We start from the raw sequence: 21417 nt of genomic DNA on the forward strand, positions 1-21417 counted from the left end.
AAGAGTTGGCGATCAGAATCAGGCGACCTGCTGGCCGGCCAGGCGGGCCAGTTCGGCGTCGTCGGGCATCTTGCCGTCAAACCACAGGCTGGCGCAAACGGCCGACATGGCGCGGCCATCGTGGCCGATGCCGGGCACCACTTGCAGCGTCCAGCCAAACGGCACGCCACGGCGCTCGGCCTCTTGCTTGCCGAACTCGTAGTAGTTCTTGGCGCGCGCAAAGCGGTGCGGGCCTTGGCGCATCGCGGCGGGTTCGGACGGCAGGTTAGGGTCGTCGGTGGCGATGTCCTGATCGCCCGCCAGAATCGTCATCGGGTAGGCCAGCAGCTTGACCAGATGCTCTTCGGTCAGGCCCACGCCGTCCATGCCTTCGGGGAACGGGTAGTCGAACGTGGGCAGCGTGTACCAGCCGGGGTTGCCCGCCGTCACGGCCTTGAACGGCGCGTGCGACTGGCTGCTCATCAGGCGGTGCACGAACTGGCCGCCGGCCGAGTGGCCGAACAGGTAGACGTTCTGGCCGTCGGTGATTTCGCCGTCGATCATGTCCTTGATGACGTTGCCCACCAGCGCGTAGGTCCAGCCATCGATGTGGCGCGGGTTGCCACCAGCCGAGAACACGCGGCCGTTGTTGTAGCTTTCAACGCCGGGCCAGATTTCGTTGGAGAAGGTCAGCGCCACGATCAGCAGCTTGTGCTTGTCGGCCGCTTCGACCCAGAAGTCGCGATATTCATCGCCGTTGCGCAGCACGCCGTGCTGCACGATGACGACAGGGCGGTCGGGCGTGTAGCCGTAGGGGCGATATGTTTGCAGCTTGAACGGACGGTCGGAGTTGCGGTCCTCGTCGATGTACTGGATGGTGTTGCGGCCCGCATGGCCCATTTCGATGGCGATGCGGTCCACGTTGGACATGTCGGAGGGTTTCATCAGGCGCTCGCTTCGTTCAGGTGACAGGCCGACCAGTGGCCCGCCGAGATTTCTTTCAGGGCCGGCGCCTGCTCGCGGCAGCGCGGCATGGCGTGGGGGCAACGGGGGTTGAAGGTGCAGCCCGGGGGCGGGTTCAGCGGCGACGGGATTTCGCCCTTGATCGGTGTGAACTTGCGGCCACGGCGGGCCACGTCCGGCACCTCGGCCATCAAGGCCTGAGTGTACGGGTGGTTGGCGCGCGCGAAGATCTCGGCCGACGTGGAAATCTCCACGATCTTGCCCAGGTACATGATCGCGACGCGGTCCGAGATGTGCTTGACCACGCCCAGGTCGTGGCTGATGAAGAGATACGTAAAACCGTGCTGCTCGCGCAGGTCCATGAACAGGTTGATCACCTGCGCCTGGATCGACACGTCCAGCGCGGCCACGGGTTCATCGCACACCAGGAACTTGGGCGCCACCATCAGCGCCCGGGCAATGCCGATGCGCTGGCGCTGGCCGCCGGAAATCTGGTGGGGAAAGCGGTCGCGGTATTCGGCGTCCAGGCCCACTTCCTTCAAGGCCTGGTCGATACGCGAGGGGATCTCGGCTGGCGGCGCCAGCTTGTGGACCTTGAGCGATTCGCCCAGGATCTGGCGCAGGCGCTGGCGCGGGTTCAAGGACGCTTGCGGGTCCTGGAAAATCATCTGCACGCCCAGCGTATAGGCCAGCTTGTCGGCGCCGCGCAGGCGCACGGCATCGCGGCCCTGGTACAGCAGTTCGCCTTCGGTCTGCCGGTGCAGGCCAGCCACGACGCGGCCCAGCGTGGACTTGCCGCAACCCGACTCGCCCACCAGCCCGACGACTTCGCCGCGCTTGATGGACAGGTCCACGCCGTTCACGGCATACACCGTGCGGCGGTCCAGCGGGCGGCCGGTCAGGGCCAGGATGCGCTGGGCCAGGTCGGGGCGCTGTTCGAATCGCTTGTGGACGTTCTTGAGCTCGATGACGGGAGTATCGGCTTGGCTCATGCTTGCTGTGCCTCGCGGGCTATCGGCACGTAGCAGCGGTAGCTGCGCGGACCTTCGGTGGTAACAGAGGGGGCTTGTTCGGTGCAGCGCGTGACCGCCTTGGGGCAGCGCGGCCGGAACGCACAGCCCGACGGGCGGCCCGCCAGGCTGGGCGCCATGCCGTTGATCTGGTGCAGGCGCGCGCCGGGTTGGGTGGCGCCGGGCATCGAATCCAACAGGCCCCGGGTGTAGGGGTGGCGCGGCGATTCCAGCACCTGTTCAACCGGGCCGCTTTCCACGATGCGGCCGGCATACATGACGGCCACGCGGTCGGCCAGTTCGGCCACCACGCCCAGATCGTGCGTGATCCAGATAAGCGCGGTGTTGTGCTCGCGGCAAATCTCTTGCATGCGGTAGAGAATTTGGCCCTGGATGGTGACGTCCAGCGCGGTGGTGGGCTCGTCACAGATGATCAGGTCGGGCTTGTTCAGCATGGCGATGGCGATCGCCACGCGCTGGCGCATGCCGCCGGAGAACTCATGCGGGTAGCTCTTCAGCCGCTTTTCGGGCGACGGAATGCCCACCATCTCCAGCGCTTCGCGGCAGCGTTCCTCGGCTTGTGCCCGGGATACGTTTTCGTGCGTGAGGATGGCTTCCATCATCTGCTCGCCGATGCGCAGCACCGGGTTCAGCGTCATCAAGGGGTCCTGGAAGATCATGGCGATGCGGTTGCCGCGCAACTGGCGCATCTGCTCTTCCGTGAACTTGCGCAGGTCCGTGCCCTTGAAGTTCACTTCGCCGTCGACGACTTCCCCGGGCGGGTCGATCAGGCCCAGCAGCGAGAAACCGGTCACGGATTTGCCGGAGCCGGATTCGCCGACCAGGCCCACGATTTCGCCGCGGCGCACGGTAAGGTCGACGCCATCGACGGCCAGATACGCGCCGGCTTCGGTATGGAATGCGGTGCGCAGGCCGCGCACATCAAGAAGAATATCGCTCATTTCAGTAGTCCATTGCGCCACAGGCGACGGGCGGGCGTCATCGCTTGGGATCCAGGCTTTCACGCAGGCGGTCGCCCACGATGTTGATGGAAAGAATCAGCACCAGCAGGGCGATACCCGGGAACAGGCTGATCCAGTAGTCGCCGGACAGCAGGTATTGGAAGCCGTTGGAAATCAACAGGCCCAGCGACGGCTCGGTGATCGGCACGCCGACGCCCAGGAACGACAGGGTGGCTTCCAGCGCGATCGCGGTGGCGATCTGGATGGTGGCGAACACCATGACGGGGCCCAGGCAGTTGAGCAGCAGGTGGAACACCATGATGCGCCAGGCCGGAAAGCCCAGGTTGGCGGCGGCTTCCACGTATTCCTTGCGGCGTTCCTGCAGCGCGCGGCTGCGCATGATGCGGGCATAGTGCCCCCACTGCACCAGCACCAGCGCCAGGATGACTTTGTCCACGCCGCGCCCCAGCACCACCAGCAGCACCAGCGCCACGAGAATAGTCGGAAAGCCCAGGATGAAGTCGACGATGCGCATCAGGATGGTGTCGACCAGGCCGCCCACGTAGGCGGCAATCAGACCGATGGCGCCGCCGATGGCGGTGGCCAGCACCACGGCCGACAGGCCCACCATCAGGCTGATGCGCAAGCCATACAGGATGGCGCTGAGCATGTCGCGGCCCTGGTCATCGGTGCCCAGCCAGGCGATGCTGCCGTCCATCAGCGCCTGGCGCGGCGCCAGGCGGCCGTCCAGCAGCGACAGATTGGCCAGGTCATAGGGATTCTGCGGCGCGAAGTAGGGCGCGAAAACCACCAGGATGATCAGGACGGCCAGCGCGATCACGGAGCCGCGCACGGTGGGACGCGCACGGAGTTTCTTCAGGATGGAGGCACGCTGCGGGGTCTCGGCCAAAGGCTGGACGGTGCGGGTGCGGCCGGAATTGGGAATGTTAGCCATGGCGGATTATTGAGCGGGGGCCACGAGCTGCACGCGCGGGTCGAGCGCGGCGTACAGAATGTCCACAACCAGGTTGATGACCACGAAGATCAGGGTGATGAGCATCACGTAGGCGACCACCACGGGGCGGTCCAACTGGTAGACGCTGTCGATCAGCAGCTTGCCCATGCCCGGCCACGCGAACACGGTTTCGGTGATGGTGGAATAGGCGATCAGGCTGCCGAACTCCATGCCGATCACGGTCACGACCGGGATCAGGATGTTGCGCAGGATGTGGCGGCGCACGATGCGGCCGGGCTTGACGCCCTTGGCGCGCGCGAATTTCACGTAGTCCTGGCTGCGCGCCTCGACCACGCCGGACGCGGTCAGGCGCAGCACCAGCGCAATGTTGGCCAGCGCCAGGTTGATGGCCGGCATGATCAGGTGCGACCAGCCGTCGGCGGTCAGGATGGACAGGCGCACGCCCAGCACGGTGACCGTATCGCCGCGCCCGGTGGCCGGCAGCCAGCCCAGCCACACGGCGAACAGCAGAATCAGCATCATGCCCTGCCAGAAGTTCGGCAGAGAAAAGCCCAGTACCGACGACGACATGATGCCCCGGCCCAGGTAATCGTCGCGGTACAGGCCGGCGACCAGGCCCAGCGGAATCCCGATCACACAGGTCAGCATGATGGCCACGATGACCAGTTCGAACGTGGCGGGAATGCGCTGCACGATCAGTTCAATGGCCGGGATGCCGTGCACGAACGACGTGCCCAGGTCGCCGTGCAGCGCGCGCCACAGGAACCCGGTGTATTGCTGCCAAACCGGCAGGTCCAGGCCCAGGCGGGCGATCATCGCCTCGCGAGCTGCCTGGCTGGCTTCGGGGCTGACCAGCAATTCGATCGGGTCGCCCACGGCATACACCGCGAAAAAGACCACGACCGAAACGGCCAGCAGTACGAACAGACTCTGTATCAGTCTGCGCAGGATGAACAAGGCCACGTGATGATTTCCTTGGTGGGCTCAGGGTTGCTTGGCGCCGAGTGTTGACTTGGCGTGTTTGGCCGATATGGCCAGGGGTTTTTCAAAGTCAGACGATAGCTTGCGCGAGTCGGACCACGGTGACGCCAGGGCGCAGATTGGCGGTGGACGGCATGATCAGCACGCAGTCGTCATAGGGCGTGACAACGGCTTCGCCTTCGGACCAACCGATGACGGTGCCCGCCGTGGCCAAGGTTTCAAGGCCCTTCCAGGGCTGGTCGAAACGGAAGTCCGCGCTTTTGGCGGCGATGGCGTGGGTGACGCGCAGCGCGCGTTGGGCCGTTGCGGCGGGCGCGAACCAGGTGTCGGGGATATCGCCGCGGTCCACCGTGCCGGCTTCTACCAGGAAGCGCGCCATCTGGTCCACCGCCACGCCGCGCGCTTCGGGCGCGCCGTGGAAGCCGCATTCGATCAGCAGCGAGCGCGTGCCGTTGTCGCCGGCTTCGCCAAAGCGGCCGTAGTCGCGCATGCGCACGCCGGCGGCATGGCCCGCGTCCGCGATGATGGTGGCGGGGTTGCCCAGCGCCAGCGCCAGGTCGATATTGCGCTGTTCCATGCCGGTCAGTTGCAGCGGCACGTCGGAATTGCTCATGGAATGAAAGTCCAGCAGCCAGTCAGCCTGTTCCACCCACGGGCGGATCTGCGCGGCGCGGCGGCGTTCCTGGCTGATCGGCACGCTGAGCTTGTCGTCGCTCCAGACGCGGTTCATGTCTTCGTCGACAAAACGCGCGGGCGCGTAGTTGGTGGAGTCGAACCGGTCGAATGCCGCCAGGTTGCAAAAGGCCAGGGTCAGCGAGCCCCGGCGGGGGCGCAGCCCGGCCGCCAGCGCTTCCTTCAATGCCCAGGCGCCGCACAGCTCGTTGCCGTGGATCAATGCGCTCAGCATCACCCGCTTGCCCGGCACGCCGGAATCAAAATGCCAGACGCCGGGCGTATCCGTATTGCCCAAACGCTCCGACGACAAATCCGGACAGGCAAGAAGAAAGGGGCGCGGCTGAACCGCGGGGGATGGCGTGGGCATGAGGAACTCCGATGAAGCGGGGGAATTGTATAGGGATCCGGCAAAAGAAAACGGCTGCGCGAGGCAGCCGTTTTACGGTTCAGACGAACCAGATTACTTCTTTTCGGGCGTGACCGACGTCGCCAGGGTGTATTGGTCGCGGCGGCCTTCGTAGGTGATGCCCTTGCGGAACGCCCAGATGCTGCTTTCAAAGTGCAGCGGAATCAGCGGCACGTTGTCCAGGGCGATCTGGGTGGCTTGCTCAAGCAGCTTTTCGCGCTTGGGGGCGTCAACCGTCACGATGGCTTCCTTGTAGACCTTGTCGAAATCGGCGTTGGAGAAGCCGCCGTAGTTGCTGGTGCCCAGGCTCTTGGGCGAATCCAGCGACGCGACCCACAACTGGAACAGCGCCGAGGCTTCACCCGTTTCCGCCGGCCAGCCGCCCATCGAGAAGCTGAACTCGCGCTTGGCGCGCTTGGGGAAATAGATCGAGGCCGTCATGGCGTCCACGTTGGTCTTGATGCCGACGCGGGCCAGGTACTGAGCCACGGCCTGGGCAATCTGGCCATCGTTGACGTAGCGGTCGTTGGTGGACGACAGCGTCAATTCAAAGCCGTTGGGGTAACCGGCTTCGGCCAACAGCTTCTTGGCGCCTTCGGGGTCGTACTTGATTTCCGGGGCCTTGGGCAGCGCGCCGAACATGCCGTCGGGCATGAACTGGTAGGCCGGGGTGGCCATGCCGTCCATGATGCGGGCGGTGATGGTCTTGCGGTCGATGGCCATCGAAATAGCCTTGCGCACACGCAGGTCCTGCAGCGGGTTCTTGCCGTCGGCGCTCTTGACGAACGGGCTCGGGTTGCGCGCCACGTCCGGCTGGAAGAACACCAGGCGGGTGGACGGCGTGGCCACGAAGCCGAACTTCGGGTTGTCCTTCAGGCGGGGCAGATCGCGCGCGGCGGGGTTTTCGATCATGTCGAAATCACCCGACAGCAGGCCGGTCAGGCGCGGGCCGGCGGACGGCACCGGCACGAACTTCACTTCCTTCCAGGCCGGCTTTTCGCCCCAGTAGTTCTCGTTGCGGACGAGTTCGATGCCGGTGCCCTTCACGTAGGACTTCAGGGTGTACGGGCCGGTGCCGATGGCGTCCTTGCCGTTGTTGAAGTCGGCAACCGTGGGCCATGCGCCCGTCACGCCGCAACCCTTCTTGGGGTCGAACGTCAACTTGCCGTGCTCAACAATGCCGTTCCAGATGATGGGCAGCGAGCGGGCCAGCTCGGCGGGCATCAGCGGGAAGGGTTCGGCGGTCTTGATGATGACGGTGTGCGCGTCGGGCGTCTGCACGTCGGCGATGCGTTTGGTCATGTCCATGTAGGACTGCGACACGTTGGTTTCGTTGTTCAACGTGCGGCAGATCGTGAACAGCACGTCTTCGGACGTGAACGGCTTGCCGTTCGAGAATTTGACGTCGTCGCGCAGCTTGAATTCCCAGGTCAGGTCGTCCAGGTTCTTCCAGGACGTGGCCAACTGGGGCTTCAACTTCATGTCGGCGCTGCGGCCCACCAGCGAATTGTAGACGTGCGCGGAGAACGCATCGTTCTGCGTCATCTTGTGATAGTGGGGATCCGCCGAAGTGGGTTCGGCCGACAGGCCGATCTTCAGCGTCTGGGCTTGAGCGGCTGCCAAGGGAATGGCGGCGGCCACAAGGGCCAGGGTGGTGCGCAACTTCATGGTGACAACTCCGGAGGAATAACGAACCGGATCGTGCCTGCGCAAAAACCACCGCGGCTGCGGCCGAACACTTTTTCGGCCGCAGAAAATGGGATGGATTGGCGCCTGGCACAACGGCAAGGGGCCGATTATCAATAGGGGCTTCGCGCGTTGTCAATGAAGAACGGCGAATCTGGCGCTAGGGAAAACGCCGAGAAGAGGGTGCAGCGGGGAACGAAAATGGCGGCAAAGGTGCCAACATCGGCACCGAATGCCTGCCGTTGGGGCGCTTGCCGGGCAAGCGGGCCGCACAACGGCAACGCGCCGGGCGAAACCGCGGATATCTATTGCGGTTTCAGCCCAGCGCGGCTGTTTTTACCACTGCGAGCCGGAGAAGCGCGAGCTGGCGGCGCGAGCCTTGTTCATCGATTCGTTCACTTCGTCGATGAAGGCAAACACGCTAGCGACAGCGGCGATCACGGCTTGGCCGGCCTTTTTCAGGCTGGTCAGCGGATGGGAATTGGGTTGGTTCTCGAGGGCGCCGCGGAGCAGGTCGCGCTCCAGCGCGTCGGTCAGGCGGGCAGTGCTATTCAGGGTCAGTTCGCTCATGGTCTTTCTCCAGTCCGTTTCGTCTTGGTGAAAACCATTATAGGGATAACCCTAGTCACAAGCAATGATCTTTTCAGGGAAAACCCTAGTATGTTGTAAAAATGTTTATTTGACGGGGACTTAGCCGCGGAAGCTGCCCCAGTTTTCGTTCCGCAAGGCGCGGGCGGCGTCAGCGAGTTCACCCGCCGTTAAGCCGATTGGGCCGATTCCCTGGGCCACTAGCGCGTCGGCCGCGGCGCCGTGTAGCCAGACTGCCCCGGCCACGGCTTGGTCCACCGGCAGTTTTTGCGCCAACAACGAGCCAAGCATGCCGGCCAATACGTCGCCCGTACCCGCCGTGGCCAAACCCGGGTTGCCGCTGGTGTTGATCCGTATGTCGCCCGCCGGGCTGCAGACGATGGTGCCCGCGCCCTTCAGTACGATCCAGCCGTGGTAACGCTGCGCCAGTTGCCGGGCCGCGCCGGGCCGGTCGGCCTGGATCTGTGCGGCGCTTACGCCCAGCAAGCGCCCGGCTTCGGCGGGATGTGGGGTCAGCACGAGCGGGCCCGCGCCCCAATTGGGCTGGATGCCGCCCGTGGCCAGCAGGTTCAGTCCGTCAGCGTCCAGCACCAGCGGGGCTTCGCGCCGCAACACGAATAATTCCGACAGCGCGTTGGCCGCAAGCGCATCCGTGCCGATGCCGCAGCCCGCCACCCAGGCGGTCACGCCCCAGTCCGAGTCCAATAGCGAACGGGCGTCGCGCAGCATCAGTTCGGGTTGCAGCGGGTCGCACGCCAACGGCGCGGTTTCCTGGGCGAAGCCGACCAGCACCTTGCCAGCGCCCGTCCTCAATGCGGCGCGGGCGGCCAGCAGCGCGGCTCCCGTCATGCCCGGCCCGCCGCCCACCACGCCGACGGTGCCGAAGCTGCCTTTGTGCGTGTCTTGCCCACGGGGGGCGAACAGGGCGGGCAGGCTGGCGCGGTCGATGGGGGCGCCGACGGACGGGACGAGGGTGTTCATTGGCTGAGGCTCCATGGGAAAGCGGCGGGGCGGGCGCCCGCGTATCCACTATAGTGCGCAAAAACGCGCCGGGCAGAAGGCTCGCGCAGCGGCTAAAGACAACGCGGAGTAGACAATGACTGATATCACGCTGCAACACTATTCAGCCTATGAATCCCTGAAGCTGCGCCGGCATCCCGGCGGGGTGCTGGAGGTGATCATGGGGGCCAAGGGCGGCCAGCCCGGCAAGCTGTCCACGGCGGACGACCGCATGCACCGCGAGTTGGCCGACATCTGGCGCGACATCGACACCGATCCCGACACCCGCGTGGTGGTGATTCGGGGCGAAGGCAAGGGCTTTTCGGGCGGCGGCGACCTGGAACTGGTGCAGCAGATGGCCGACGACTTCGACGTGCGTACCCGCGTGTGGCGGGAAGCCCGCGATCTGGTCTACAACATCATCAATTGCAACAAGCCCATCGTGTCCGCCATGCACGGCGCGGCCGTGGGAGCGGGGCTGGTGGCGGGTTTGCTGGCCGACATTTCAATCGCGGCGCGCGATGCACGCATTATTGACGGCCACACCCGTCTGGGCGTGACGGCGGGCGACCACGCCGCCATCGTCTGGCCGCTGTTGTGCGGCATGGCCAAGGCCAAGTATTACCTGATGCTGTGCGAAACCGTGACCGGCGAAGAGGCGGAGCGGATCGGCCTGGTGTCGTTGTGCGTGGATGAAGCCGAGCTGATTTCGCGCGCGTTCGAGGTGGCCAACAAGCTGGCGGCAGGCTCGCAGACGGCGATACGCTGGACCAAATATTCGCTGAACAACTGGCTGCGCATGGCGGGGCCAAGCTTTGATACGTCGCTGGCTTTGGAATTCATGGGGTTTGGCGGGCCGGACGTGAAAGAGGGGATTCAATCGTTGCGCGAACGCCGGGCGCCGAATTTTCGGCCGGATTCACCGTTTTGAACGGTGTTGTTTGATGGCGGCTGTTTGATGGGTTTGCGCGGTTGGCGGCCGGGTTCTTTTGTCGGTCGTGCCGCGCCGCACCCATCCTACGTCCCAACCGTAGGATGGGTGAAGCGCGAATGACCCGACGTCAGAACGCCAAAGCCCAACGCGCGCAACCCATCGCTTCGTCCCTATTTCTTAAAAAAATTCGCGAACGCCGCCTGCGCTTCCTCGGTCTGCAGGCGGGCGCGGAACTGCTGGGCTTCGTAATCCAGCGTTTCCTGAATGGCCTGGCGGTCCGCCCGCTTCATCATGGCCTTGGTCAGGCGCAGCGCGGCGGGCGGTTGGCGCGCCAAATCAGCAGCCGTGGCCTGGGCCGCGGCCAGCGCCTGGCCTTGTGGCGTAACCGACGTCGCCAAGCCGGCTTCGCGCGCGTCTTCGGCGGAAAATGCCTTGCCCTGCAACAGCCATTCGGCAGCGCGACGCCCGGCCAGTCGGGGCATCAACAGACTGGAGGCGCCCTCCGGGCACAGGCCCAGCGCCACGAATGGCATGCGCAGCGTGGCGCCTTCGCCGATGTGGACAAAGTCGCAATGCTGCAGCAGCGTCACGCCGATGCCGATTGCGTAGCCTTCGACCGCGGCAATGACCGGGACCTCGGCGGAGGACAAGGCCCGCAGGAACGTCAGCCCGGCGCTGTCGCCCGCCCCACGCTCAGCCTGAAAGTCGCGCAGGTCGTTACCCGCCGTGAAGTGTTCGCCCGCCCCGGTCAGGATCACCGCTGACACCGCCTGATCGGCGCTGGCCAGGGAAATCTGTTCGGTCAGCGCCGCGTAGGTGGCCGTGTCCAGCGCGTTGCGGCGGTCCTGGCGGTTGATGACCAGGGTCAGCACCGCGCCATCACGGCTGACTGTCAGGCCCGCGCTCATGCGAACGACCTGGCGTTCAGTTGCGCCTTGGCCTCGGCGTATTCGCGGCGCAGCGTCTCGACGATCTCCCGGGTCGGCAGCACGCTGGCGATGCCGCCCACGCCCTGGCCGGCGCCCCAGATGTCTTTCCACGGCTTGACGCGTGTCGATCCGAAATTGGACGCGCCGCTGTCAGGCTGCGGCAGGTTGGCCGGGTCCAGCCCCGATGCAGTGATGCTGGCCTTCAGATAGTTGCCGGGAATGCCCGTGAAAAACGGGGTGTACAGAATGTCGGACGCGCTGGCCTCGACGATGGCGGACTTGTAGCCCTCGCTGGCGTTGGCTTCCTGGCTGGCGATGAAGCGCGTGCCCATGTAGGCAAAGTCGGCGCCCATGGCCAGCGCGGCCAGTACGTGCGCGCCGGACGTGATGGCGCCCGACAGGATCAGCGGGCCGTCGTAAAAACGGCGCACTTCGGACAGCAACGCGAACGGACTCAGGGTGCCTGCATGGCCGCCGGCGCCCGAGCACACCAGGATCAGCCCGTCCACGCCCGCTTCCAGCGCTTTTTCGGCGTGGCGCAGCGTGGTGACGTCGTGAAAGACCTTGCCGCCCCAGTCGTGCACACCCTTGACCAGGTCTCCCGGCGCGCGCAGGCTGGTGATGATCAGCGGCACGCGGTGGCTGGCGCACACGGCCAGGTCCTGTTCCAGGCGGTCGTTGGACTGGTGGATGATCTGGTTGACCGCGAACGGCGCCACGGCAGCGCCGGGGTTGGCTTCGCGGTACGACGCCAGCCCGGCCTGGACTTCGTCCAGCCAATCGGTCAAGAGGCTTTGCGGGCGCGCGTTCAGCGCGGGAAACGAACCCACGATGCCGCTTGTGCACTGCGCAATCACCAGTTGCGGGTTGGACACGATGAACATGGGGGCGCTGATGACCGGCAGGGACATCTGGCCATACAAATCTGTCACAAGAGAGTGGGGCATAGCGTCGTCGCGTTGTGTTCAGGTCAGTCCAGAAAAGGCGTTCCGCGATTGGGCCTTGAGCCTTGAAAGCGGATATGCCTATAATTACCTACCGACCGTCCGGTAATTAATTAATCTTTATTTAACGGCATGCGCCGAACCGCTGTCAATGGAGGCCCGCGCGGCCTGCCCGCAGCCTCAGGCGCGGCCCTTGCAAAGGCTGTCATGGCGACCTCCGCCCCTCCTGCTCAGAAACGCGCCCGCGCTGGCCGGCCCCCCACCCTGGTGGCCCCGCGTGAACGCATCCTGGAAGAAGCCGCCAAGCTGTTCGCGCAAAGCGGCTACGACGGCAGCTCGGTGGCCGACCTGGCCGCCGCCATCGGCGTGTCCAAGGCGGCCATCTATCACTACTACACCACCAAGCAGGATATCTACGACGCCATCATCCTGGGCGTGTTGAACGGGCTGACGCAAAACGTCGGCCAGGACGTTGCCGATGCCCAGGGCGCCGCAGACCGGCTGCGCGCGTTCATGGTGGGCCACGCCCGCTACTTTGAACAGCACCATGCTGAATTTGTCACCATGCTGATCGGTTATTCCGGCATGGCGCTACCCGAACGCGAAGACGCCGCCCGCCTGCGCGACGGCTACGAAAAGCGCCTGCGCGAACTGATCGCCCAGGGCGTGGAACAAGGCGTGTTCCGCCCGCTGGACGTGGCCGCCACCGGCCGCGCCGTGCTGTCCATGCTGAATTGGATGGTGCGTTGGTACAAGCCTGGCCAGGGCGATAGCGCCGAAGCCATCGCCGCCGGTTACTTCGATTTATTGGTCGGCGGCATGCGCGCCTGATCGCGCCGCCGTCCGGAAACGCATTGCTTATCTACTGAGACTTCCATCATGGCCCTCGACACCGAAACCCTGAACCTGTTGCTGGACGCCGTGCACCGCTTTGTGCACGAACGTTTGATTCCCGCCGAAGACGAACTGGCCTCTAGCGGCCAGGTGCCGCCGGACATCGTTAACGAAATGCGCGAACTGGGCCTGTTCGGCTTGTCGATTTCGCCCGACTTCGGCGGCCTGGGCCTGACGATGGAAGAGGAAGTGCGCGTGGTGTTCGAACTGGGCCAGACCTCGCCCGCGTTCCGTTCGCTGGCCGGCACCAACATCGGCATCGGTTCGCAAGCCATCGTGCTGGCGGGCACCGACGAGCAGCGCGCGCGCTATTTGCCCAAGCTGGCCAGCGGTGAATTGATTGGCTCGTTTGCCTTGACGGAGCCGGACGCCGGCTCGGACGCCATGGCGCTGCGCCTGTCCGCCGAGCGCGATGGCGACGGCTATGTGCTCAACGGCACCAAGCGCTACATCACCAACGCACCCATCGCCGGCCTGTTCTCGGTGATGGCGCGCACCGCGCCTGAGCGCCGCGCCAATTCCATTTCGTGCTTCCTGGTCGAAGCCGGCACGCCTGGTCTGATCATCGGCAAGCCCGACAAGAAGATGGGCCAGGCAGGCGCCTTGACCAGCGACGTGGTGTTCGACAACTGCCGCGTGCCCGCCAGCGCCTTGCTGGGCGGAGAAGAGGGCAACGGCTTCCGGACGTCGATGCGCGTGCTGGACAAGGGCCGGCTGCACATTTCGGCGCTGTGCGTGGGGATTGCCGAGCGCCTGTTGTCCGACGCGGTCAAGTACGCGCTGGAACGCAAGCAGTTCGGCCAGCCGATCGCCGAGTTTCAATTGATCCAGGCGATGATCGCCGACAGCCAGGCTGAACTCTATGCCGCCCGCTGCATGGTGCTGGACGCCGCCCGCATGCGCGATCGCGGCGAAAACACCACCATGCAGGCCGCCTGCTGCAAGCTGTATTCGACCGAAATGGTGGGCCGCGTGGCCGACCGCGCCGTCCAGATCCACGGCGGCGCGGGCTATATGTCCGAGTACGCCGTGGAACGCTTCTACCGCGACGTGCGCTTGTTCCGCATCTTCGAGGGCACCTCGCAGATCCAGCAACTGGTGATCGCGCGCGAGACGATCAAGGCGCATTCCTGAGCCGGCAGCAAGCGGAAATCCGGCCAGAGTGTCCAAACAGCTAATATCCGGATTGACGAATGGTGCTCTGGGCGCGACCCTAACGGTCCGCGTCCGGGTATGACGCGCTGGCGGCCCGGGCCGCCAGCATGACGGAATTCCAGTCTGGCTTCGCGCATGGCCGCAAGCCGGACGTTTTCATTTCTCATCTAGCGAAAAGACTACAGATGTCGCAACGTCCCGCTCCCCTTACCGGCATCCGCGTGCTGGACCTGACCCGCGTGCTGGCGGGCCCCTGGTGTACCCAGAACCTGGCCGACCTTGGCGCCGAAGTGATCAAGATCGAACGGCCCGGCGCGGGTGATGATACGCGCGCCTGGGGGCCGCCCTACCTGAAGGACGAAGCGGGCAACGACACCACCGAAGCCGCCTACTACCTGTCCGCCAACCGCAACAAGATGTCGGTGGCGCTGGACATCGCATCGCCTCGCGGCGCCGAGCTGGTGCGTGAACTGGCGCTGCAAAGCGACATCCTGGTTGAAAACTTCAAAGTGGGCGGCCTGAAGAAATACGGGCTGGACTACGAGAGCCTGAAGGCCATCAACCCGCGCCTGATCTATTGTTCGATCACCGGTTTCGGCCAGACCGGCCCCTATGCCAGCCGCCCCGGCTATGACTTCATGATCCAGGGCATGGGCGGGCTGATGAGCATCACCGGCGAACGCGACGACCTGCCCGGCGGCGGTCCGCAAAAGGCCGGCGTGGCCGTGGCCGATCTGATGACCGGCATGTATTCCACGGTAGGCATCCTGGCCGCCCTGCTTGAACGCGCCAACAGCGGTTTGGGCCAGCACATCGACATGGCCTTGCTGGACTGCCAGGTCAGCATGATGGCCAACCAGAACTTGAACTTCATGACCTCGGGCGTGGCGCCCCAGCGCGCGGGCAACGCGCACCAGAACCTGGTGCCGTACCAAGTGTTCGCCGCGGCTGATGGCCATTTGATCGTGGCGGTGGGCAACGACAGCCAGTTCCGCAATTACTGCGGCGCCATCGGGCTGCCCGAGTTGTCGGCCGACCCGCGTTTTTCCACCAATCCCCAGCGCGTGAAGAACCGTACCGAGCTGGTGCCGTTGCTGGCCGAGCGCATGGCCACCGGCGCGCGCGATCACTGGCTGGCCGCGCTGGAAGCCGTGGGCGTGCCGGCCGGCCCCATCAATACACTGGACCAGGTCTACGAAGACCCGCATGTGTTGGCGCGCCAGATGAAGCGCGAGCTGCCGCATCCGGCCGCCGGCAAGGTGCCGATGGCCGCCAGCCCGTTGAAATTTTCCGATAGCCCCGTTGAATACCGCCGTCCGCCGCCCATGCTGGGCGAGCACACCGCGCAGGTGCTGGCGGAAAAGCTGGGCTTGTCGGCCGAAGACATCCAGGCGCTGGCTCAAAGCCAGCCTTGATCGCGGCGGGACGGCAGTGAGCCGCCCCGTTTGCCACGCGCCATGCCGCGGCGCGCACCATCCATTCCAATACAGGCAGGAGAGAGTTGATGACGGAGATTCAAACCATCGGCGTCGTGGGCGCCGGGGCCATGGGGCGCGGCATTGCGCAGATTGCGGCGCAAGCCGGATTGCGCGTGCGTTTGTACGACACCAGCGCCGATGCGATCGCGGCCGCGCGCGAATCCTTGCGCCAAACCTGGGACAAGCTGGCGCAAAAGGGCAAGCTGACCGCCGCCGATGCTCAAGCCGCGCTGGAGCGTGTGGAGCCCGCCACCGCGCTGACCGACATGTCGGCCTGCCAACTGGTGGTGGAAGCCATTGTTGAACGGCTGGACGTGAAGCGCGACCTGTTCGCGGCGCTGGAAGGCGTGGTGTCGGAAGACTGCATCCTGGCGTCGAACACGTCGTCCTTGTCCATCACCGCCATCGCGGCCGCTTGCAAGCACCCGCGCCGCGTGGTGGGCTATCACTTCTTCAACCCGGTGGCGTTGATGAAGGTGGTTGAAGTGATCGATGGCCTGCGCAGCGCGCCGGAAGTGGGCGATGCGTTGGCCGCGCTGGCTCGTCGCATGGGTCACACGCCCGTGCGCGCCAAGGACATGCCCGGCTTCATCGTCAACCATGCCGGCCGTGGCATGAACACCGAAGGCCTGCGCGTGGCGCAAGAGGCCGTGGCCACCTTTGCACAAGTCGACGCCGTGATGCGCGAGCAGGCCGGCTTTCGCATGGGGCCTTTTGAACTGCTGGACCTGACCGCGCTGGACGTGTCGCACCCGGTGATGGAATCCATCTACCGCCAGTTCTTCGACGAAGCGCGTTTCCGCCCGTCGCCGATCACGACCGTGCGCCTGGCGGGCGGGCTGATCGGCCGCAAGGCGGGCGAAGGCTTCTACGTCTACGCCGACGGCCAGAAGCAGGTGCCGGCCGAACCGCCCGTGCCGGCGCTGCCGGAAGGCCTGAAAGTCTGGGTCAGCCCCAAGCACGCGGAAGGCTACGCGCGCGCGTCGGCACTGATCGAAAAGCTGGGCGCTACGTTGGTGACAGGTGCAACTCCCGATGCCGACGCGCTGGTTGTCGTCACGCCGTTTGGTGATGATGTGTCGACATCGGTGTCCGCCCAAGGCTTGAACGCCGGCCGCACGGTGGGCCTGGACACGCTGTATGCCTTCGACGGCGCCAAGCGCCGCACCATCATGGTGTCGCCCGCCACCGAAGCCAAATGGCGCGATGCCGCGCACGCGCTGCTGGCCGCCGATGGCGTGCCGGTGACGGTGATCGAAGACTCGCCGGGCTTTATTGCGCAGCGCATTGTGGCCATGATCGTCAACATCGCCAGCGACATCGCGCAGCAGCAGATCGCCACCCCGGAAGACATCGATCAAGCCGTGACGCTGGGTCTGGGTTACCCGGTGGGTCCGTTGGCCTTGGGCGACAAGCTGGGCGCCGACCGCATCCTGGAAATCCTGAAGAGCATGCAACGCGTGACCGGCGACCCGCGCTACCGCCCCAGCCTCTGGCTACAACGCCGCGTGCAATTGGGCCTGTCGCTGCTGAAATCGTCCGACACGTAGGATGGGTGAAGCGCGCGAAAGTCGGCAGAAGAATTCTGACGGGCAACGCGCGCAACCCATCAGGCAGCGCCCGAAGCTTCATCTGATCCAGGCAAGAAAAAACCCCCTGAGTTTCTTCTTCAGGGGGTTTCTTATTTGTACGGTTGCTTGATGGGTTGCGCGCGTTGGGCGGTATCTCAGTGGCCTGAATCCTGCCGCGCTTCACCCATCCTACTTGGCGTGGTCGACCATGTATTGGACGGCTGCGCGGATGTCTTCTTCCGAGGCGTTGGCGGCGCCGCCCTTGGGGGGCATGGGCGGCTTGCCTTGCATGGCGACCTTCACCATGGCGTCCATGCCGGTCTTGATGTAGGGTTCCCAGGCGGCCTTGTCGCCAAACTTGGGCGCGTTGGCCACGCCGGTGGCGTGACAGGCGAAGCAGACGCTCTTGTAGAGCTTTTCGCCGGCCGGGTTGACGGCGGCGGCCTGTTGCGGCGCAGCGGCGGCCGGCGCTGCGGCGGCGGGAGCGGCGGCAGTGGCGGGCGCGGGAGCGGCAGCAGGCGCGGCGCCAGATGCAGCGGCAGCTGCAGGAGCAGGAGCAGGAGCAGCGGCAGGAGTAGCTGCCGGAACCGCACCAGCGGCCGGCGCAGCAGCATCCGCTTCCTTCTTCGCGCCTTCTTCGGCGGGGGCGGCGGGTTCGGGCAGCGATGCGCCGGACTTGTTGGCCATGTAGACCACCGCGCGCGCGACTTCGTAGTCGGACAGCGTGGGGTTGCCGCCCTTGGCGGGCATGCCGCCCTTGCCGTGCAGGGCCACGTTCAGCATGGTGTCGTAGCCGGCCTTGATGAAAGGCGCCCAGGCCGCGTTGTCGCCCATCTTGGGTGCGCCGGCCACACCGGCGGTGTGACAGGCCGTACAGACGGCGGCAAAGACCTGTTCGCCCGTCTTGAAGACTCGGGGCGCGTTGGCGTCTACCAGTTCAAACCCCGCGACCGGGGCGATGCGCTTGGTAATGGCTTCCGGGGTCAGCGTGTCCGAGCCGGCTCCGGTCTTGTCGCCGGAGACCACCATGTTCACCAACAGGATGATGATGGCGATTGGGATCACGAAAGACAGGACGATCGTGACGACCAGTTGCTTGGGGGTCTTGATGGGGGAGGAGTGCTCTTCTATGTGTTCCTGCTCGTTGCTCATGACCAAATCCTGCTAACGGGTGGGGCGCCTGACGGCGGCAACAGAAAATCAGTAACTGCACAAATCGGCGAACAAGTCGGGCATCCGCCTGCAAGCAAACGCTGGATTATATAACGGTGTCAGGGACGCACGTCCAATGCCTCTGGCCGGGTTTTCGATGAGATTCGCAGAAGATTTAATGCGCTTCATGCAGGCCACTCAAAACTAGGTACAATGTCGCCTCTTTGCGCTGCGCCCGTAGTTCAATGGATAGAATGAGAGTTTCCGAAGCTCTTGATACAGGTTCGATTCCTGTCGGGCGCACCACACATCATGCAGTGACGAGCAATACCTGATGCAGAACGACGTGGCATAGAAAGTCGAATCCCGGATTCGATATTCGAAACCCGGGATCCATCAGCGTGTACACATCAGCGTCTGCACACCAACGTCTACACATCAGGGCGGCCATCCAGTCATACGGCCATCAAGCTCCCTGAATATCAAACCCCCCTGGATTTGAAATTCGCTTCAATACGCGCGGCGGCTTTGTTGCGTTCAATCATCCAGCGACGGCACCGTGCCGATCTGCGTCAGGATGCGCGGCGATTCCATGTCGCCGGTTTCTTTGTCGATCCATACTTCATAAGCGGCCACGCCCGCGAATTTGGAAGCCATGGAATTGGCGATTCGGATGGCGCCGAATTCGCTGCTGGCTGGACGGATCTCCCCAGGGGCCACGCCGTTGGCGGCGGCGCGATAGGGCACGACGATGTACTGAACAAGATGAGCGGCTTCTGACACAGGTTTCTCCCTGGATGACAGGTTTTTGGGCGAGCGAAATGTATCACGTCGAACTGTGTTTTTGTACAGTATTTTGAAGCGTCGCACCAACTAATTCTTGCTTGGCGGGAAAACCCCTAGCGGGCAATCGTTGCCCGAAATTCCGCTCGCCTCTATTATTTTCGAAAATCTTCACGGTTTTATAAAAAAGAGGCAAGGGATGGAAGCGAACCGGTACGACGCCTATCGCGAGGACACCGCAGGCCGCGCCAATGTGGCGGACTCGCCCGAACGCATTGCCTATTACCAGGAGCTGGCACGCCTGGAAACCGGCGCCTTGTGGACCGTGGCGAACAAGATTGAACCCTGGGCGCCGCGTTCGGCGTCGGTGCCAGTGGTGTGGCGCTACCAGGACTTGCGCGCGCATGTGCTGCGATCGGCCGAACTGGTGTCGCCCGAGGAAGCGGGCCGCCGCGTGATCTACCTGAACAACCCCGGCCGGCGCGATGTGGCCGCCGCCGTGGGCTGGTTGTATTCCGGCTTGCAGGTGATGCAGCCGGGCGAACTGGCCTCGGCCCACAAGCATTCGCATTCGGCGCTGCGCTTCATCATGGAAGGCCAGGGCGCCTACACCGTGGTGGACGGGCACAAGATGACGCTGGGCGCGAACGACTTCGTGCTGACGCCCAACGGCACCTGGCATGAGCACGGCGTGGCCGAAGACGGCACCACCTGCATCTGGCAGGACGGCCTGGACATTCCGCTGGTCAATGCCCTGGAGGCGGGCTTCTACGCCGTGCATCCCGACCTGAACCAGACCGTGACCCATCCGGTGGACGACACCAGCGCCGCCTGGGGCAACGCGGCCTTGCGCCCGCAAGTGTCGGGCTGGACCAAACCGTATTCGCCGCTGTTCAAGTACGAATGGGAGCCCACTTACGAGGCCTTGCGCCGTTATGCGCGCACCACCGCCGGCAGCCCGTACGACGGCATCCTGCTTGACTACGTGAACCCCGCCACCGGCGGCTCGGTCATGCCGACCATCGGCGCCAGCATGCAATTGCTGCGCCCGGGCGAACACACCAAGGCCCATCGCCACACGGGCAGCTTTATCTACCAGGTGGCCAAGGGCAGCGGCTTTTCCATCATCGACGGCAAACGTTATGACTGGACCGAACGCGATATTTTCTGCGTGCCGTCCTGGGCCATCCACGAACACGCCAACCTGTCCAGCAACGACGACGCCTGCCTGTTCTGCTTCAACGACCTGCCCGTGATGCGGTCGCTGGCGCTCTACCGCGAAGAAGCGCTCAAGGAAAACGACGGCCATCAAGTGCTGATCTAGCACCGCCCCCCCATTCGAATTTTTATCCGCCGCGCGGGGCTTGCTCGCGCGCCTGGCTCAACTCGTCCTGATTTAACTCTTCCTACTCAACTCGTCCTGAATCAATGGAGTTCCTATGCGCTTGGTGACTTTTCGCGCTCATCCCACCGCTGCCGCGCGGCTTGGCGCGCTGGCCGAAGGCTATGTAATCGACCTGGCCCTGCTGGGCCGCGCCGGCGGCGTGGACCTGCCCGACGACATGCTGGCTTTCATCGACTTAGGCCCGGTAGCCGTGGCGCAGGCCAGCCGCCTGATGGATGCCTACCGTGGCGCGTGGCCGGTGGGCACGGCGCTGCCGCAAGAAAACGTGAAGCTGCTGGCGCCCATTCCGCGTCCGCGCAAGAACATCTTCGGCATCGGCCTGAACTACGTTGAACACGTGGCGGAATCCAGCCGCACGCTGGATACCTCGGCCGACCTGCCCAAGCAGCCGGTGATCTTCTCCAAGCCGCCCACCACCGTGATCGGCCCGGGCGACGCCATCGAGCACAACGCCAAGATTACGCAGCAGCTGGACTGGGAAGTGGAGCTGGCGGTGATCATGGGCCGCCGTGCCTCGCGCGTGGCCGAGGCCGATGCGCTGTCCTACGTGTTCGGCTACAGCGTGATGCTGGACATGAGCGCGCGCGACTGCCGTCGCGCGGGCCAATGGATCTATTCCAAAGGCCAGGACACCTACGCGCCGTTTGGCCCGTGCATCGTCACCGCCGACGAAATTCCGGACCCGCAGGTGCTGGACCTGTGGCTCACGGTCAACGGCGAAAAGAAGCAGGGATCGAACACGCGCCACATGCTGTTCAAGGTGCCGTTCCTGATTGCGGACATCAGCGCCGGCATCACGCTGGAACCGGGCGACATCATCGCCACCGGCACGCCGGAAGGCGTGGGCGCGGGCCGCAAGCCGCAGGAATGGTTGTGGCCGGGCGATGTGGTGGTGGCGTGCGTGGAAGGCATCGGCACGCTGCGCCATCCGGTGGTGGCGGTTTAGC

At 64.7% G+C, this 21417-nt stretch carries 20 protein-coding genes and 1 tRNA gene; 8 read left to right on the forward strand and 13 right to left on the reverse strand.

The window, feature by feature from the left end; genetic code table 11:
- Window positions 1-18: 18 nt before the first annotated feature.
- The 9 genes from WBR68_RS19145 to WBR68_RS19185 form a co-directional block, all read right to left on the reverse strand.
- Window positions 19-924, reverse strand: coding sequence for an alpha/beta hydrolase (locus tag WBR68_RS19145; RefSeq protein WP_127183265.1), 906 nt, complete (start codon window positions 922-924; stop codon window positions 19-21).
- The gene (locus WBR68_RS19150; RefSeq protein ID WP_230694990.1) at window positions 924-1934 is read right to left on the reverse strand and encodes an ABC transporter ATP-binding protein; all 1011 of its coding nucleotides are present in this window, start codon (window positions 1932-1934) and stop codon (window positions 924-926) included. The genes WBR68_RS19145 and WBR68_RS19150 overlap by 1 nt, the downstream gene beginning before the upstream one ends.
- Entirely contained in the window at window positions 1931-2914 is a 984-nt protein-coding gene (locus WBR68_RS19155; protein ID WP_050446759.1) for an ABC transporter ATP-binding protein, read from the reverse strand. The genes WBR68_RS19150 and WBR68_RS19155 overlap by 4 nt, the downstream gene beginning before the upstream one ends.
- 37 nt (window positions 2915-2951) lie before the next feature.
- Window positions 2952-3869, reverse strand: a complete 918-nt coding sequence (locus WBR68_RS19160; RefSeq protein ID WP_230694991.1) for an ABC transporter permease — start codon at window positions 3867-3869, stop codon at window positions 2952-2954.
- Between the two features lie 6 nt (window positions 3870-3875).
- A complete protein-coding gene (locus WBR68_RS19165) occupies window positions 3876-4853 on the reverse strand; it encodes an ABC transporter permease (RefSeq protein WP_230694992.1) in 978 nt (325 codons plus the stop codon).
- 88 nt (window positions 4854-4941) lie between these two features.
- The gene (locus WBR68_RS19170; RefSeq protein ID WP_050446756.1) at window positions 4942-5913 is read right to left on the reverse strand and encodes a succinylglutamate desuccinylase/aspartoacylase domain-containing protein; all 972 of its coding nucleotides are present in this window, start codon (window positions 5911-5913) and stop codon (window positions 4942-4944) included.
- 93 nt (window positions 5914-6006) lie between these two features.
- Window positions 6007-7620: an ABC transporter substrate-binding protein gene (locus tag WBR68_RS19175; RefSeq protein WP_050446755.1), complete on the reverse strand. Its 1614-nt coding sequence runs from the start codon at window positions 7618-7620 to the stop codon at window positions 6007-6009.
- 354 nt (window positions 7621-7974) lie between these two features.
- On the reverse strand, window positions 7975-8208 hold the full coding sequence (locus tag WBR68_RS19180) for a hypothetical protein (protein ID WP_050446754.1): 234 nt from the start codon (window positions 8206-8208) through the stop codon (window positions 7975-7977).
- A 120-nt stretch (window positions 8209-8328) separates the two neighbouring features.
- A complete protein-coding gene (locus WBR68_RS19185; RefSeq protein ID WP_230694993.1) occupies window positions 8329-9207 on the reverse strand; it encodes an NAD(P)H-hydrate dehydratase in 879 nt (292 codons plus the stop codon).
- A 115-nt stretch (window positions 9208-9322) separates the two neighbouring features.
- Here WBR68_RS19185 and WBR68_RS19190 point away from each other — a divergent pair, with 115 nt between their 5' ends.
- Window positions 9323-10156, forward strand: coding sequence for an enoyl-CoA hydratase/isomerase family protein (locus tag WBR68_RS19190; protein WP_050446752.1), 834 nt, complete (start codon window positions 9323-9325; stop codon window positions 10154-10156).
- A gap of 173 nt (window positions 10157-10329) precedes the next feature.
- Here WBR68_RS19190 and WBR68_RS19195 read toward each other — a convergent pair whose 3' ends face one another.
- Window positions 10330-11067 (reverse strand): enoyl-CoA hydratase-related protein, encoded by a 738-nt coding sequence (locus tag WBR68_RS19195; RefSeq protein WP_230694994.1) that lies wholly within the window; start codon window positions 11065-11067, stop codon window positions 10330-10332.
- Window positions 11064-12035 carry an NAD(P)H-dependent flavin oxidoreductase gene (locus tag WBR68_RS19200; protein WP_127183269.1) on the reverse strand — a complete coding sequence of 324 codons (972 nt, stop codon included), beginning with the start codon at window positions 12033-12035 and terminating at the stop codon, window positions 11064-11066. Before WBR68_RS19200 ends, WBR68_RS19195 begins: the two co-directional genes overlap by 4 nt.
- 204 nt (window positions 12036-12239) lie before the next feature.
- Here WBR68_RS19200 and WBR68_RS19205 point away from each other — a divergent pair, with 204 nt between their 5' ends.
- The 4 genes from WBR68_RS19205 to WBR68_RS19220 all read left to right on the forward strand — a co-directional run bounded on the left by WBR68_RS19205 (window position 12240) and on the right by WBR68_RS19220 (window position 17109).
- Window positions 12240-12863 (forward strand): TetR/AcrR family transcriptional regulator, encoded by a 624-nt coding sequence (locus tag WBR68_RS19205; RefSeq protein ID WP_050446749.1) that lies wholly within the window; start codon window positions 12240-12242, stop codon window positions 12861-12863.
- 48 nt (window positions 12864-12911) lie between these two features.
- On the forward strand, window positions 12912-14060 hold the full coding sequence (locus tag WBR68_RS19210) for an acyl-CoA dehydrogenase family protein (RefSeq protein ID WP_050446748.1): 1149 nt from the start codon (window positions 12912-12914) through the stop codon (window positions 14058-14060).
- A gap of 206 nt (window positions 14061-14266) precedes the next feature.
- Complete coding sequence (locus WBR68_RS19215; RefSeq protein WP_230694995.1) at window positions 14267-15496, forward strand: CaiB/BaiF CoA transferase family protein; 1230 nt, start codon at window positions 14267-14269, stop codon at window positions 15494-15496.
- Window positions 15497-15585: 89 nt separating this feature from the next.
- Entirely contained in the window at window positions 15586-17109 is a 1524-nt protein-coding gene (locus tag WBR68_RS19220; protein ID WP_230694996.1) for a 3-hydroxyacyl-CoA dehydrogenase, read from the forward strand.
- Between the two features lie 210 nt (window positions 17110-17319).
- Here the strand turns inward: WBR68_RS19220 and WBR68_RS19225 are convergent, their stop codons facing one another.
- Entirely contained in the window at window positions 17320-18282 is a 963-nt protein-coding gene (locus tag WBR68_RS19225; RefSeq protein ID WP_230694997.1) for a c-type cytochrome, read from the reverse strand.
- Between the two features lie 231 nt (window positions 18283-18513).
- On the opposite strand from WBR68_RS19225, the gene WBR68_RS19230 reads away from it, so the two are divergent.
- Window positions 18514-18588: transfer RNA gene (locus WBR68_RS19230), tRNA-Arg, on the forward strand.
- Between the two features lie 231 nt (window positions 18589-18819).
- Here the strand turns inward: WBR68_RS19230 and WBR68_RS19235 are convergent.
- Complete coding sequence (locus WBR68_RS19235) at window positions 18820-19065, reverse strand: hypothetical protein (RefSeq protein WP_006217094.1); 246 nt, start codon at window positions 19063-19065, stop codon at window positions 18820-18822.
- Window positions 19066-19264: 199 nt separating this feature from the next.
- On the opposite strand from WBR68_RS19235, the gene WBR68_RS19240 reads away from it, so the two are divergent.
- A complete protein-coding gene (locus WBR68_RS19240) occupies window positions 19265-20389 on the forward strand; it encodes a cupin domain-containing protein (protein ID WP_230694998.1) in 1125 nt (374 codons plus the stop codon).
- Window positions 20390-20504: 115 nt separating this feature from the next.
- Window positions 20505-21416 carry a fumarylacetoacetate hydrolase family protein gene (locus tag WBR68_RS19245; protein ID WP_050449138.1) on the forward strand — a complete coding sequence of 304 codons (912 nt, stop codon included), beginning with the start codon at window positions 20505-20507 and terminating at the stop codon, window positions 21414-21416.
- The last annotated feature ends 1 nt before the right edge of the window (window position 21417 follow it).

It is taken from the genome of Achromobacter sp. JD-1, from assembly GCF_038594925.1.
Classification (GTDB): Bacteria; Pseudomonadota; Gammaproteobacteria; order Burkholderiales; family Burkholderiaceae_B; genus Achromobacter; species Achromobacter spanius_C.

Bases quoted from the DNA above. Each gene is read 5' to 3' on its own strand.
- WBR68_RS19160 (WP_230694991.1), bottom strand. From the start codon at position 3,869: ATGGCTAACATTCCCAATTCCGGCCGCACCCGCACCGTCCAGCCTTTG.
- WBR68_RS19240 (WP_230694998.1), top strand. From the start codon at position 19,265: ATGGAAGCGAACCGGTACGACGCCTATCGCGAGGACACCGCAGGCCGC.
- WBR68_RS19200 (WP_127183269.1), bottom strand. From the start codon at position 12,035: ATGCCCCACTCTCTTGTGACAGATTTGTATGGCCAGATGTCCCTGCCG.
- WBR68_RS19245 (WP_050449138.1), top strand. From the start codon at position 20,505: ATGCGCTTGGTGACTTTTCGCGCTCATCCCACCGCTGCCGCGCGGCTT.
- WBR68_RS19150 (WP_230694990.1), bottom strand. From the start codon at position 1,934: ATGAGCCAAGCCGATACTCCCGTCATCGAGCTCAAGAACGTCCACAAG.
- WBR68_RS19225 (WP_230694997.1), bottom strand. From the start codon at position 18,282: ATGAGCAACGAGCAGGAACACATAGAAGAGCACTCCTCCCCCATCAAG.
- WBR68_RS19215 (WP_230694995.1), top strand. From the start codon at position 14,267: ATGTCGCAACGTCCCGCTCCCCTTACCGGCATCCGCGTGCTGGACCTG.
- WBR68_RS19210 (WP_050446748.1), top strand. From the start codon at position 12,912: ATGGCCCTCGACACCGAAACCCTGAACCTGTTGCTGGACGCCGTGCAC.
- WBR68_RS19190 (WP_050446752.1), top strand. From the start codon at position 9,323: ATGACTGATATCACGCTGCAACACTATTCAGCCTATGAATCCCTGAAG.
- WBR68_RS19170 (WP_050446756.1), bottom strand. From the start codon at position 5,913: ATGCCCACGCCATCCCCCGCGGTTCAGCCGCGCCCCTTTCTTCTTGCC.
- WBR68_RS19185 (WP_230694993.1), bottom strand. From the start codon at position 9,207: ATGAACACCCTCGTCCCGTCCGTCGGCGCCCCCATCGACCGCGCCAGC.
- WBR68_RS19175 (WP_050446755.1), bottom strand. From the start codon at position 7,620: ATGAAGTTGCGCACCACCCTGGCCCTTGTGGCCGCCGCCATTCCCTTG.
- WBR68_RS19220 (WP_230694996.1), top strand. From the start codon at position 15,586: ATGACGGAGATTCAAACCATCGGCGTCGTGGGCGCCGGGGCCATGGGG.
- WBR68_RS19180 (WP_050446754.1), bottom strand. From the start codon at position 8,208: ATGAGCGAACTGACCCTGAATAGCACTGCCCGCCTGACCGACGCGCTG.
- WBR68_RS19155 (WP_050446759.1), bottom strand. From the start codon at position 2,914: ATGAGCGATATTCTTCTTGATGTGCGCGGCCTGCGCACCGCATTCCAT.
- WBR68_RS19205 (WP_050446749.1), top strand. From the start codon at position 12,240: ATGGCGACCTCCGCCCCTCCTGCTCAGAAACGCGCCCGCGCTGGCCGG.
- WBR68_RS19195 (WP_230694994.1), bottom strand. From the start codon at position 11,067: ATGAGCGCGGGCCTGACAGTCAGCCGTGATGGCGCGGTGCTGACCCTG.
- WBR68_RS19145 (WP_127183265.1), bottom strand. From the start codon at position 924: ATGAAACCCTCCGACATGTCCAACGTGGACCGCATCGCCATCGAAATG.